The following is a 12179-nucleotide window of genomic DNA, read 5'->3' on the forward strand; positions in this document are numbered from 1 at the left end:
CCGGCCAAGCCCGTCACGTCATGCGTAGCGGGCCAGTTTCATGCGCGGCTCAGGCGCGCAAGGTGGACAGGATAGGCTGCAGCACGGCCGCGCCCAGGGCGGCGCTGCGGGCACCGCTCCAGCCCGTTTGCGGGTCGGGATCGTTGGCATTGTCCTTGAACGGCAATTCCAGGGTCAGCGACAGGCAGCCGAAGGCGTGGGTGATGTGGGGCGAACCCATGGTCAGCACTTCCGGCGTGAACGGGCCGTCTTCGTAGCCGTGCTCATCCTGGAAGTCGGGGCTGGCCACCTTGAAGTCGGCGATGAAGCGGTCTTGCTCGGCCTTCTGTGCTGGCGTGAAATTTTCCAGCGCATCGCTGCCGGCCACGAAGACGTAAGGCAAGCCTTCGTCGCCATGCACGTCGAGGAACAGGTCGCAGCCGATTTCATGCATTTTCTGTTTCACCAGGAATACTTCCGGGCTGCGCTCCATCGTCGGCGTCATCCATTCGCGGTTCAGGTTGGCGCCGGCTGCGTTGGTGCGCAGGTTGCCATGCACGGAACCGTCCGGGTTCATGTTCGGCACCACGTAGAAGACGGCGTCTTGCAGGCACTGGCGGGCAAATGGATTGGCCTGGTCCAGCAAGGCTTCCAGCATGCCTTCGACAAACCATTCGGCCATCGTTTCACCGGGATGCTGGCGCGCGATGACCCAGACTTTCTTTTCGGCATCGGCGTCACCGACCACCAGCAGATTCATGTCGCGGCCTTCGACGGTGCTGCCCAGGTCGATCAAGCGCACCAGCGGCGACGCTTGCGCGCTGTCGATCAGGGCCAGGTGGCGGTCCCATGGGTACGGTTCGAAATAGGCGTAGTACACGCTTTCCTCTTCCGGCGTGTGTTCGATGGTCATCACCGTGCCGTCAAAGCTGGTCGGTACGCGGAACCACGTTTCGCGGTCGTAACTGGCCACGGCCTGGTAATCTTTCCAGCCGTCCGGGTAGGCCGACTTGCCTGCGTTCATGAAGCGGATCGTGCAGGCCTCGCCTTGCGCGCCTTGCAGGCGGAAGTAAAACCACTGCGTGATGTCGGCGTGGGAATCCTTGCGGATGTTCAGCTCGATGGATTGGGCATCGTCGGCGCGCAGCACCTCGATCGCGCCGGCGTCGAATTGCTGGCTGATTTTAATGGTCATGAGTGTTCCTGATAAAAACGTATGGGTTTTGCATCGTGTGCAATGGCGCGATGATACCTGTTTTGCGGTGGACTTTGTGCTGGCGCAAACGATGACGGACGCGCTTTGCTAACGTGATAGCTCCGACACGGGGAGGCCATCATGGATGACAACGGCAAACATATACGCGAACTGGAAAAGAAAATCAGCGCCCTCAGCGACGCCCTGGCGCACCTGGGCAAGGGCACGACCTTGCAGGAATTGCTGCGCATCATACGTTTCCCCGGCTATACGACGCCGGCCGAATTCACCTTCAACGTCGCCATCCTCGACACCATGCTGGTGCAAGCCAATGCGCTGGAAAAGCTGGGGCAGGATTTATTGGCAGGGGCGAAACAGGTGGTGGCAAAACAGTGAGCGCAGGCACTGACGTATTCCTGAATGCCTGAAAAATGGCCAGGGCCAGGGCCGCAGACAGTGCTAATGGACGCCCAGACCCTGCAACATCGTCATGGACGTGTTGTCAGGTGTTCAGGCCGCCGAAACGTTCGTAGAACCACGGCTCCACATCGGGCGCCTGCGCATCTTCGCGCCGCAAGGTGGCCAGGATATGTTCCTCGGCCGCCGCGTACGTGATGCGGTACAGGTCGCGCGCCAGCGCATACGCCTGCGTGCCGGGCCACGGTTCGGGCAAAAGTTCGACGGGCAGTTGCGGGTCGTGCAATTGCACGCGGCGATAGGCGTGCGTCAGCAGCGAGCGGATGACGAACGCTTGCTCTGCATCGAACACGGGCGCTTCTTGCAGCAAGGTCAGCAGGGGCTGGAAACTGGCGATGAATTTCTGGTAGCCGGCCATTACTTCCGATAAATCCCAGCAGTCGCCCACCATGTCGCGCAGGGGGCGCGTGCTGACGCCCGGCAATTCCGTGGTGTGGCAGACATACAGCTTACCCTGCACCTCATTGCGCACAAGGATATCTTCCAGCGCCTCCGTATTGCTGGCCGGATGGCCAAAGATGCCGGGAGAGATCAAGCCATAGCCCGCCCACAATAATTCCTTGCGCAGCGCCCCCCGCTCGGCGGCGCCGATGCTGCCGGCCGGCCCGATCACCAGGGTCCAGCTGCCATCCCAGTGCACGACCAGCGGCGCATAGATGCGGCGATAGGCGCGCTCGAAGCGGGCCAGCGCCTCCGGGCGTATCGTATAGGCGCTGCGGCGGCCGTCGCGCTGCGAGCTGAGCCAGCCTTCCTGCGCCAGGCGGAACACGCTGGTGCGCAATAAACGGTCATTCACGCCAAACGGCGCCAGCAGTTCGATCAGGCTGCCCAGCCAGATGGCGCCACCGCGCGGCACGATGGCGTCGCCAAAGATGGTCATCACCAGAGACTTCGAGCGCGGTGGGTCGCGTTCCAGGAAATCGGCTATCCATGCCGTGCAGCGGGTGTTCTTCATGTGGTTCCGGTCTGGCCGTGTTGCGGTCGGTTCAATAAAAGCAGCAGTTTACTTGGCTGCGCGGGTAGCGCGGCAATAATTTGCCGGAAGCGCTGGTGGCGCTCCGCAGTGTTTTCTCATAAGCAATATCATACGCACAAAAAAGCTGCACAAGATACGAATTTTTAAAATGATTCATATCAAGTGTATGCAAATCGTTTTTTGTATCGTATTATCTGTTCATCGCACCGCGTTGCTGCGCAAAATCAAAGACATGGGAGACAGATCATGTACGCACAAATGGTTGAAACCGGCCTCAAGAACGTTCGTTCCCTCGACGACATGGGTCAAGAAGAGCGCGCTTTCCAGGCGCGCATCGACGAAGGCATCAAGATCGAGGCCAAGGACTGGATGCCGGATGCTTACCGCAAGACCCTGATCCGCCAGATTTCGCAGCACGCGCACTCGGAAATCGTCGGCCAATTGCCTGAAGGCAACTGGGTCACGCGCGCGCCCACCCTGAAACGCAAGTCCATCCTGCTGGCGAAGATACAGGACGAAGCAGGCCACGGCCTGTACCTGTATAGCGCCGCGGAAACCCTGGGCGTGTCGCGCGACGACTTGCTGGCCGCCTTGCATTCGGGCAAAGCCAAGTACTCCAGCATCTTTAACTATCCCACCCTGTCGTGGGCCGACATGGGCGCCATCGGCTGGCTGGTCGACGGCTCCGCCATCATCAACCAGATTCCCCTGTGCCGCTGCTCGTACGGCCCGTATGCGCGCGCCATGATCCGCGTCTGCAAGGAAGAATCGTTCCATGCACGCCAGGGCTACGACATCATGATGTCGCTGTGCAAGGGCACGCCGGCGCAGAAAGCCATGGCGCAGGATGCGCTGAACCGCTGGTGGTGGCCGTCCCTGATGATGTTCGGCCCGTCCGACGCCGCCTCCGTCAACAGCGCCCAGTCGGCGCAATGGCGCATCAAGCTGTTCTCGAACGATGAATTGCGCCAGCGCATGGTCGATCAAACCGTGCCGCAAATCGAATACCTGGGCTTGACCGTGCCCGATCCCGACCTGAAATTCAATGCGGAAACGGGCCACTATGAATTCGGCGAGATCGACTGGTCCGAGTTCAACAATGTCTTGAAGGGCAATGGCCCGTGCAACCGCGAACGCCTGCAAACGCGCGTGAAAGCGTATGAAGACGGCGAATGGTTCCGCGATGCCTTGGTCGCCTACGCCGACAAGCAAGCCGCTAACGAAAAAGCGGCAGCCTGAAAACATCTATAAAAGGGGATAGCAACATGAGCAAAGAATGGCCTTTGTGGGAAGTTTTCATCCGCAGCCAGCACGGCCTGGCGCACAAGCATGTGGGCAGCCTGCACGCTTCCGACGCCACCATGGCGGTCAACCATGCGCGCGACGTCTACACGCGCCGCAATGAAGGCGTGAGCATCTGGGTGGTGCGCGCGGCCGATATCGTCGCCAGCAGCCCCGGCGACAAGGGCGCCCTGTTCGAACCGTCGAACAGCAAGGTGTACCGCCATCCCACCTTCTTCCCGATGCCGGAAGAAGTCAAGAATCTGTGATGGGAGCGCCTGCAATGGATGACAAGGTCAATTACCTCCTGCGCCTGGGCGACAACGCCCTGATCCTCAGCCAGCAGCTGTCGCAGCTGTGCGGCAAGGGCCCTGCGCTGGAAGAGGACATGGCGCTGACCAACGTGGCGCTGGACTTGCTGGGCCAGACGCGTTTGTGGTTCAGCTATGCGGCCGAACTGGAAAATGCGGGCCGCGACGAGGACGACATCGCCTTTTTGCGCGACGCCCACGATTTCAAGAATTGCCTGCTGGTCGAGCAGCCGAACGGTAATTACGCCGACACCATGATGCGCCAGTTCTTCTTCGACAGCTGGCACTATTTCCAGCTGCTGGAACTGACGAAATCGACGGATGCGCGCATCGTCGAGGTGGCGCAAAAGTCGATCAAGGAAGTGACCTATCACTTGCGCCGCAGCGGCGATCTTGTCGTGCGCCTCGGCGACGGCACGGCGGACAGCCACGCGAAAACGCAGGCCGCCGCCGACAAGCTGTGGATGTACACGGGCGAGATGTTCAAGTACGACGCCGTCGACCAGGCCATGGTCGCCGCCGGCATCGCGCCGCCATCCGACATCCTGCGCCAGGCGTTCCTGGAACACGTGGCCGAGATCTTCGCGGAAGCGACTTTGAGCGTGCCGGCGCCCGACGCCTGGATGCAAAAAGGCGGCAAGCAGGGCACGCACACGGAACACCTGGGTTTTATTCTGGCCGAGATGCAGTTCCTGCAGCGCGCCTATCCCGGGGCGGAGTGGTAATGAACACGGCCGCGGCAGCGCTGGACGCCGCCCAGATCTGGGCCTGGCTGGGCGACGTGCCGGACCCGGAAATCCCCGTCATTTCGGTGGTGGACCTGGGCATCGTGCGCGCCGTCGAAGTCACCGGCGGCGACGCCTGTACCGTGACGATCACGCCCACGTATTCGGGCTGCCCTGCCATGCAGGTGATCGCCGACGCCGTCACGGATGCCTTGCGCAGCCATGGCGTGGACAAGGTGACGCTGGTGAACCAGCTGGCGCCCGCCTGGACGACGGACTGGATGAGCGAGACGGGCAAGGCCAAGCTGAAAGCCTATGGCATCGCTCCGCCGCAGCAGCAGGTGATCGACATCAGCGGTTTACGTGGTGGCGTCAAGCGCCAGGCGACGCCGAAACTGGACGTGATTTGCCCGAATTGCGGTTCCACGCATACGCAGCTGACCAGCCAGTTCGGCTCCACGCCGTGCAAGGCCCTGTACAAATGCCTGGATTGCCGCGAACCGTTTGACTACTTCAAGTGCCACTAAAAAAATCAGGCACACGTTCCGAAGAAACTGGAGATGAAGCATGAGTAAATTTTATCCGCTGTGCGTGGCCAACGTGCGCAATGAAACGCGCGACACCATCGCCGTCACGTTCGACGTGCCAGCCGAGTTGCAGCAGCAGTTCCGCTTCCAGCAGGGCCAGCACCTGACCCTGCGCGCCCATATCAATGCGGAAGACGTGCGCCGCTCGTATTCGATCTGCTCGGCGGTGCAGGATGGCACCCTGCGCGTGGCCATCAAGCGCACACCGGGCGGTGCCTTTTCCACCTGGGCGAACGATACCCTGAAAGCCGGCGCCACCATCGAGGTGATGCCGCCCATGGGCCACTTCAACGTGCCGCTCGACTGCGTCAATCGCAAGCACTACCTGGCGTTTGCGGCCGGCAGCGGCATCACGCCCATCCTCTCCATCATCAAGACGACCCTGCTGACGGAGCCCCTGAGCCGCTTCACCCTGTTCTACGGTAACCGCGCTTCGTCGTCCGTCATCTTCAAGGAAGAATTGACGGACTTGAAGGATGTGTACCTGGAGCGTTTGAACCTGGTCTACGTGATGAGCCGCGAACAGCAGGACATCGAACTGTTCAACGGCCGCATCACGCAGGAAAAATGCGAGCAGTTCCTGCAGCACTGGATCAAGATCGAAGACTACGACAACGCCTTCATCTGCGGCCCGGAAGACATGATGCTGGGCGTCTCCGCCGCCCTGCAGGCAGCCGGCATGCCCAAGCAGAATATCAAGATCGAGCTGTTCGCCGCCAGCATCCCGAAAAACGCCCACAAGCCGCGCGCCCAGCTGGCTGCGGACGCCGTGCAGGAAACGGAAGTGACCGTCATCCTGGATGGCAACCACACGACCTTCACGATGGACAAGGACAAGGAGTCCATCCTCGACGCGGGCCTGCGGCAGGGCATCGACATGCGCTACTCGTGCAAGGGCGGCGTGTGCTCGACCTGCCGCTGCAAGATCCTCGACGGCAAGGTTGAAATGGACGTCAACTACGCGCTGGAAGACTATGAAGTGGCGCGCGGCTTTGTCCTCAGTTGCCAGAGTTTTCCGGTTACTGACAAAGTCGTGGTGGACTTTGACCAAGCCGAATAACCCAACTGCCACTGCCGGGGTCAGACCCGACGGGTCTGACCCCAGATTGCCGCTGTGGGTTGATAACTAAAATAGCGAGACGCCATGACCTACCAAAACATCCTCTTCACCATCGAGCAGGGCATCGCCACGCTCACCCTGAACCGTCCCGACAAGCTCAATAGTTTTACGCAAGCCATGCACGAGGAAGTGCGCGACGCCATCGCCAAAGTGAACGCCGACAGTACCGTGCGCGTCTTCGTGCTGACGGGAGCGGGCCGCGGCTTTTGCGCAGGCCAGGACTTGTCCGACCGCGCCGTGGAACCGGGTTCGAAGGGCGTGGACCTGGGCGAATCCGTGGAAAAGAACTATGCGCCGCTGGTGCTGGCCTTGAAAGCGCTGCCGATGCCCGTGATCTGCGCCGTCAACGGCGTGGCCGCCGGCGCAGGCGCCAACCTGGCGCTGGCTTGCGACATCGTCATTGCCGGCAAGTCGGCCAGTTTCGTGGAAGTATTCTGCAAGCTGGGCCTGATCCCGGACACGGGCGGCACCTTCTTCCTGCCGCGCCTGATCGGTTCCGCGCGCGCCATGGGCCTGGCCATGCTCGGCGAAAAACTGACGGCGGAAAAAGCGGAGGACTGGGGTTTGATCTGGAAATGCGTCGAGGATGCCCAGCTGGCCGACGAAACGCGCAAGCTGGCCGTGCATTTTTCTACCGCACCGACCAAGGGCCTGGCCTATACCAAGCAGGCGCTGGCCGCCAGCGGCGCGAATACCCTGCCGCAGCAGCTTGCGCTGGAAGCGCGCATGATGAGCGATCTCGGTAACAGCGACGATTACCGCGAAGGCGTGGCCGCCTTCGTGGAAAAGCGCGCACCGCAATTCAAGGGACATTGATATGGCAGCTTTGGACAATAACAGTATCGTCGCCGTCATCGGCAGCGGCGCCATGGGCGCCGGCATCGCGCAGGTGGCCGCAGCCGCCGGTTACCGCGTCAAACTGTACGATACGCGCACGGAAGCCGTCAGCAAGGCGTTGGCCGACATTGGCAAGATGTATGCGAAGCTGGCTGAAAAGGGCCGCATGACGCCCGACGAAGCCGCGGCCGCCACGGCGCGCCTGCAGGCGGCCGGCAGCCTGGCCGATGTGGCAGATGCTGCCCTGGTGGTGGAAGCCATCGTGGAAAACCTCGACGTCAAGCGCGGCCTGTTCTCCGAACTCGAAGCGCTGGTCAGCGACGACTGCATCCTGGCGACGAACACCTCGTCGATTTCCGTCACGGCGATTGCCGCCAAGCTGCGCCGCCCGGAACGCCTAGTCGGCATGCACTTCTTTAATCCCGTGCCACTGATGGCGCTGGTCGAAGTGATCAGCGGGCTGGCCACCAGCGAGCAAGTCGCCGCCACCGTCTACAATACGTCCATCGCCTGGGGCAAGAACCCCGTGCATGCGAAATCGACGCCCGGCTTCATCGTCAACCGTGTCGCCCGTCCGTTTTATGCGGAAGGCTGGCGCTTGCTGAATGAACAGGCGGGCGACGCCGCCACCATCGACGCCGTGCTGCGCGAAGCGGGCGGTTTCCGCATGGGGCCATTCGAATTGATGGACCTGATCGGCCATGACGTCAATTTCTCCGTCACGCAATCCGTGTTCGGCGCCTATTTCAACGATCCGCGCTTCACGCCGTCCGTGCTGCAGCAGGAAATGGTCAACGCCGGTTTCCTCGGCCGCAAATCGGGCCGGGGTTTTTACCTGTATGGCGAAGGCGCCGTTGCCCCCGTGGCGCAGGCGGAAGGCGCGCAAGCGAAGCCGGAATTCGTTGCCCTGTCGGCCGCCATCGGCGGCGATGGCCGTGGCCACAGCGGCATCATCCGCAGTCTGGTGCAGCGCCTGGAGCAGGCCTGCATCACCGTCAGCCGCCGCGTGACGCAGGAAGGCCAGTCGCATGACGAGGCGCCCGCCCTGCATTGCCATGGCGCCGCGATTTATCTGACCGATGGCCGCAGCGCCACCCAGCGCGCGCACGACAACCAGCATCCGGACACGGTGCTGTTTGACCTGGCGCTCGATTACGCCAATGCCAGGCGCATCGCCGTGGCCCGCGCCGACCAGTGCAGCGATGCGGCCTACGCGGCCGTCGTTGGCCTCTTCCAGGCGGCCGGTTTCATCGTCACGCGCCTGGACGACGTGCCTGGCCTGGCCGTCATGCGCACGGTGGCCATGCTGGCCAACGAAGCGGCCGACGCCGTCAACCAGGGCGTGTGCACGGTGGCTGCCGTCGATATCGCCATGCAGAAGGGCGTCAACTATCCGTGCGGACCGCTGGCCTGGGCCGATGCCGTCGGCGTCCAGCACATCGTGACCGTGCTGCACCACCTGGCGCAAGGCTATGGCGAAGACCGCTACAGGGTCTCGCCGCTGCTGCGCCGCAAACTCGCCAATGGAGCACAGTTTCATGCATAAGGAAGAGCAAATCCACGCTGCCCAGGCTTTGGCCGAAGCGGCCGCCGCCTCCATGCTGTCGCGCGATAACGCCACCGTTGCCATGGGCATCGCCCTGGCCGACGTGGGCCCCGGCCATGCCCGCATGACGATGACGGTGCGCGCAGACATGCTCAATGGCCACCAGACCTGCCATGGCGGTTTTATCTTTGCCCTGGCCGACAGCGCTTTCGCGTTTGCCTGCAACAGCTACAACCTGAACACCGTGGGCGCCGGCTGCACCATCGATTATCTGGCGCCGGGCCGTGAAGGCGATGTGCTGACGGCGCACGCCGTCGAACAGGCGCTGGCCGGCAAGAGCGGCGTCTACGACGTCAAGGTCAGCAACCAGGACGGGCGCGCCATCGCGCTCTTCCGCGGCAAGTCGATTCGCGTGGCGGGTGAAGTCATCAGCAATTGAAGTTACAAGAGCAGGCTTGAACTGCCGGAACGAATTACATAGTTATAGAACCGAATCAGGAGACAGAGATGGTCCAGAGAACCCCAGCACCGAATGACCTCGAGCCGATCGAGCGCGCCAGCAAGGATGAACTGCAGGCGCTGCAGCTCGAACGCATGAAATGGACGCTCAAGCACGCGTATGACAACGTGCCCCATTACCGCGCCGCTTTTGACGAAGCGGGCGTGCATCCGGACGACCTCAAATCCTTGTCCGACCTGGCCAAATTCCCGTTCACCGACAAAAAAGTCTTGCGCGACAATTACCCGTTCGGCCTGTTCGCCGTGCCGCGCGAGCAGGTGGTGCGCATCCACGCATCCAGCGGTACCACGGGCAAGGCCACGGTGGTCGGCTATACGCAGAACGACATCGACACCTGGGCCAATGTGGTGGCGCGCTCGATCCGCGCCGGCGGCGGCCGCGCTGGCGACATGGTGCATATCTCCTACGGCTATGGCCTGTTCACGGGCGGCCTGGGCGCGCACTACGGCGCCGAGCGCCTCGGTTGCACGGTCATTCCCATGTCCGGCGGGCAGACGGAAAAGCAGGTGCAACTGATCCAGGATTTCAAGCCATCGATCATCATGGTCACGCCATCGTACATGCTCAACATCATCGAGGAATTCACGCGCCAGGGCCTTGACCCGGCCGAGTCGTCGCTGAAGGTGGGCATCTTCGGCGCCGAGCCGTGGACGGACGCCATGCGCTCGGAAATCGAGGCGCGTGCCGGCATCGACGCCGTCGACATCTACGGCCTGTCCGAAGTGATGGGCCCTGGCGTGGCATCCGAATGCATCGAAAGCAAGGACGGTCCCGTCATCTGGGAAGATCATTTTTACCCGGAAATCATCGATCCGGAAACGGGCGAAGTGCTGCCGGACGGCGAAGAGGGCGAGCTGGTGTTTACTTCGCTGTCGAAGGAAGCGCTCCCCATCATCCGCTACCGCACGCGCGACCTGACCCGCTTGCTGCCGCCGACCTCGCGCTCGATGCGCCGCATCGGCAAGATCACGGGCCGCTCGGACGACATGCTGATCATCCGCGGCGTGAACGTCTTCCCCACGCAGATCGAAGAACTGATCCTCAAAATGCCGAAGCTGGCGCCACAGTATCAATTGGTGGTCACGCGCGACGGCCACCTCGACAAGCTGGAAGTGGTCGCCGAGCTGCGTATCGACCTCACTGCCACCATCTCGGCCAGTGAAACGGACGCGCTGGCGCGCGAGCTGGAACACCGCATCAAGACACACGTGGGCGTGAGCACGCGCGTGCGCCTCGTGGCCGCCGCCAGCATCGAACGCACCCTGACGGGCAAGGCCCGCCGCGTGGTTGACCAGCGCCCGAAGATTTTCTCCTGATAGCCCGAACAAGGAACCAGACATGAACGACGCTTTTATCTGTGACGCCGTACGCACTCCCTTTGGCCGCTATGGTGGCGCGCTGTCCAGCGTGCGCGCCGACGACCTGGGTGCGCTGCCGATTGCCGCGCTGATCGCGCGTAACCCGTCCGTCGACTGGTCCGCCATCGACGACGTATTTTACGGCTGCGCCAACCAGGCGGGCGAGGACAACCGCAACGTGGGCCGCATGGCTGCGCTGCTGGCCGGCTTGCCGGCGGCAGTACCGGCCAATACCATCAACCGCCTGTGCGGTTCCAGCCTGGATGCCGTCGGCATGGCTGCCCGTTCGATCAAGGCAGGCGAGGCGGAGCTGATCATCGCCGGTGGCGTGGAAAGCATGACGCGCGCGCCTTTCGTGATGGGCAAGGCTGACAGCGCGTTCTCGCGCGCAGCGAAAATCGAAGACACGACCCTGGGTTGGCGCTTCGTGAACGGCAAGATGAAGGCGCAGTACGGCATCGACACCATGCCGGAAACGGCGGAAAACGTGGCCGTGGAATTTGGCATCAGCCGCGCCGACCAGGATGCGCTGGCCTTGCGCAGCCAGCAGCGCTGGGCCGCCGCCCACGCGGCCGGCGTGTTCGAGCGCGAAATCGTGCCTGTCGCCGTGCCGCAAAAAAAGGGTGATCCGAAAATGGTCACCAGCGACGAACATCCGCGTCCCGACACCTCGCTGGAAATGCTGGCAAAGCTCAAGGGCGTGGTCAAGGCGGATGGCACTGTCACGGCCGGCAATGCCTCGGGCTTGAACGACGGCGCCTGCGCCATCTTGCTGGCGTCCGCCGCCGCCGTGGACAAATACAAACTGACGCCGCGCGCAAAGGTGCTGGGCATGGCCACGGCCGGCCTGGCGCCGCGCATCATGGGCTTCGGTCCCTCGCCCGCTTCGCGCAAGGTTCTGGCGCAAACGGGATTGAGCATCGAGCAGATGGACGTGATCGAACTCAATGAAGCGTTTGCCGCGCAGGCGCTGGCCGTCACGCGCGACCTGGGTCTGGCGGACGACGCAGCCCACGTGAACACGAATGGCGGCGCGATCGCCATCGGCCACCCGCTGGGCGCATCGGGCGCGCGCCTGGTGATGGCCGCGTTGAACCAGCTGGAACGCACGGGCGGGCGCTATGCGCTGTGCACCATGTGCATCGGCGTGGGGCAGGGGATTGCAGTAGTGATTGAACGCGTATAAAAAGTAAAAACAAAAAAGGCGCAGGCTTGTAAAAAAGCGCCAACCATACATTGACCGTAGTGCCAACCTGGTGGAGACCAC

The 12179-nt window shown here is 62.4% G+C and carries 13 protein-coding genes; 11 read left to right on the forward strand and 2 right to left on the reverse strand.

Translation table 11 applies throughout. From position 1 onward, the window contains the following. Window positions 1–49: 49 nt before the first annotated feature. On the reverse strand, window positions 50–1174 hold the full coding sequence (locus NCG91_RS14585) for a M14 family metallopeptidase (RefSeq protein ID WP_034746346.1): 1125 nt from the start codon (window positions 1172–1174) through the stop codon (window positions 50–52). A gap of 141 nt (window positions 1175–1315) precedes the next feature. On the opposite strand from NCG91_RS14585, the gene NCG91_RS14590 reads away from it, so the two are divergent. After that, entirely contained in the window at window positions 1316–1570 is a 255-nt protein-coding gene (locus tag NCG91_RS14590; RefSeq protein ID WP_077408596.1) for a hypothetical protein, read from the forward strand. Window positions 1571–1676: 106 nt separating this feature from the next. Here the strand turns inward: NCG91_RS14590 and paaX are convergent, their stop codons facing one another. Further along, a complete protein-coding gene (gene paaX / locus NCG91_RS14595; protein ID WP_251350196.1) occupies window positions 1677–2606 on the reverse strand; it encodes a phenylacetic acid degradation operon negative regulatory protein PaaX in 930 nt (309 codons plus the stop codon). A gap of 267 nt (window positions 2607–2873) precedes the next feature. Here paaX and paaA point away from each other — a divergent pair, with 267 nt between their 5' ends. The 10 genes from paaA (at window position 2874) to pcaF (ending at window position 12098) form a co-directional block, all read left to right on the forward strand. Continuing rightward, on the forward strand, window positions 2874–3866 hold the full coding sequence (gene paaA, locus NCG91_RS14600) for a 1,2-phenylacetyl-CoA epoxidase subunit PaaA (protein ID WP_251350197.1): 993 nt from the start codon (window positions 2874–2876) through the stop codon (window positions 3864–3866). A 26-nt stretch (window positions 3867–3892) separates the two neighbouring features. Then, a complete protein-coding gene (gene paaB / locus NCG91_RS14605; RefSeq protein ID WP_034746356.1) occupies window positions 3893–4177 on the forward strand; it encodes a 1,2-phenylacetyl-CoA epoxidase subunit PaaB in 285 nt (94 codons plus the stop codon). A 14-nt stretch (window positions 4178–4191) separates the two neighbouring features. Further along, window positions 4192–4944, forward strand: a complete 753-nt coding sequence (paaC, locus tag NCG91_RS14610) for a 1,2-phenylacetyl-CoA epoxidase subunit PaaC (RefSeq protein WP_251350330.1) — start codon at window positions 4192–4194, stop codon at window positions 4942–4944. Next, window positions 4944–5471, forward strand: a complete 528-nt coding sequence (gene paaD / locus NCG91_RS14615; protein WP_251350198.1) for a 1,2-phenylacetyl-CoA epoxidase subunit PaaD — start codon at window positions 4944–4946, stop codon at window positions 5469–5471. The genes paaC and paaD overlap by 1 nt, the downstream gene beginning before the upstream one ends. 40 nt (window positions 5472–5511) lie before the next feature. Beyond that, the gene (gene paaE, locus NCG91_RS14620; protein WP_099666441.1) at window positions 5512–6591 is read left to right on the forward strand and encodes a 1,2-phenylacetyl-CoA epoxidase subunit PaaE; all 1080 of its coding nucleotides are present in this window, start codon (window positions 5512–5514) and stop codon (window positions 6589–6591) included. Window positions 6592–6675: 84 nt separating this feature from the next. Further along, entirely contained in the window at window positions 6676–7467 is a 792-nt protein-coding gene (gene paaG / locus NCG91_RS14625; protein WP_251350199.1) for a 2-(1,2-epoxy-1,2-dihydrophenyl)acetyl-CoA isomerase PaaG, read from the forward strand. A gap of 1 nt (window position 7468) precedes the next feature. After that, on the forward strand, window positions 7469–9034 hold the full coding sequence (gene paaH, locus NCG91_RS14630; RefSeq protein WP_251350200.1) for a 3-hydroxyacyl-CoA dehydrogenase PaaH: 1566 nt from the start codon (window positions 7469–7471) through the stop codon (window positions 9032–9034). Continuing rightward, window positions 9027–9473, forward strand: coding sequence for a hydroxyphenylacetyl-CoA thioesterase PaaI (gene paaI / locus NCG91_RS14635; RefSeq protein WP_251350201.1), 447 nt, complete (start codon window positions 9027–9029; stop codon window positions 9471–9473). The genes paaH and paaI overlap by 8 nt, the downstream gene beginning before the upstream one ends. 68 nt (window positions 9474–9541) lie before the next feature. Then, entirely contained in the window at window positions 9542–10870 is a 1329-nt protein-coding gene (gene paaK / locus NCG91_RS14640) for a phenylacetate--CoA ligase PaaK (RefSeq protein ID WP_251350202.1), read from the forward strand. 22 nt (window positions 10871–10892) lie between these two features. Next, on the forward strand, window positions 10893–12098 hold the full coding sequence (gene pcaF, locus NCG91_RS14645) for a 3-oxoadipyl-CoA thiolase (RefSeq protein ID WP_251350203.1): 1206 nt from the start codon (window positions 10893–10895) through the stop codon (window positions 12096–12098). Window positions 12099–12179 lie beyond the last annotated feature (81 nt).

Origin of the sequence: Janthinobacterium kumbetense (assembly GCF_023703445.1) — a bacterium.
Lineage (GTDB): Bacteria > Pseudomonadota > Gammaproteobacteria > Burkholderiales > Burkholderiaceae_D > Janthinobacterium > Janthinobacterium kumbetense.

What these genes read in the sequence shown, in the direction of transcription:
- paaH (WP_251350200.1), top strand. Translation starts at nt 7,469, where the DNA reads ATGGCAGCTTTGGACAATAACAGTATCGTCGCCGTCATCGGCAGCGGC.
- NCG91_RS14585 (WP_034746346.1), bottom strand. Translation starts at nt 1,174, where the DNA reads ATGACCATTAAAATCAGCCAGCAATTCGACGCCGGCGCGATCGAGGTG.
- paaX (WP_251350196.1), bottom strand. Translation starts at nt 2,606, where the DNA reads ATGAAGAACACCCGCTGCACGGCATGGATAGCCGATTTCCTGGAACGC.
- NCG91_RS14590 (WP_077408596.1), top strand. Translation starts at nt 1,316, where the DNA reads ATGGATGACAACGGCAAACATATACGCGAACTGGAAAAGAAAATCAGC.
- pcaF (WP_251350203.1), top strand. Translation starts at nt 10,893, where the DNA reads ATGAACGACGCTTTTATCTGTGACGCCGTACGCACTCCCTTTGGCCGC.
- paaE (WP_099666441.1), top strand. Translation starts at nt 5,512, where the DNA reads ATGAGTAAATTTTATCCGCTGTGCGTGGCCAACGTGCGCAATGAAACG.
- paaC (WP_251350330.1), top strand. Translation starts at nt 4,192, where the DNA reads ATGGATGACAAGGTCAATTACCTCCTGCGCCTGGGCGACAACGCCCTG.
- paaD (WP_251350198.1), top strand. Translation starts at nt 4,944, where the DNA reads ATGAACACGGCCGCGGCAGCGCTGGACGCCGCCCAGATCTGGGCCTGG.
- paaB (WP_034746356.1), top strand. Translation starts at nt 3,893, where the DNA reads ATGAGCAAAGAATGGCCTTTGTGGGAAGTTTTCATCCGCAGCCAGCAC.
- paaG (WP_251350199.1), top strand. Translation starts at nt 6,676, where the DNA reads ATGACCTACCAAAACATCCTCTTCACCATCGAGCAGGGCATCGCCACG.
- paaI (WP_251350201.1), top strand. Translation starts at nt 9,027, where the DNA reads ATGCATAAGGAAGAGCAAATCCACGCTGCCCAGGCTTTGGCCGAAGCG.
- paaA (WP_251350197.1), top strand. Translation starts at nt 2,874, where the DNA reads ATGTACGCACAAATGGTTGAAACCGGCCTCAAGAACGTTCGTTCCCTC.
- paaK (WP_251350202.1), top strand. Translation starts at nt 9,542, where the DNA reads ATGGTCCAGAGAACCCCAGCACCGAATGACCTCGAGCCGATCGAGCGC.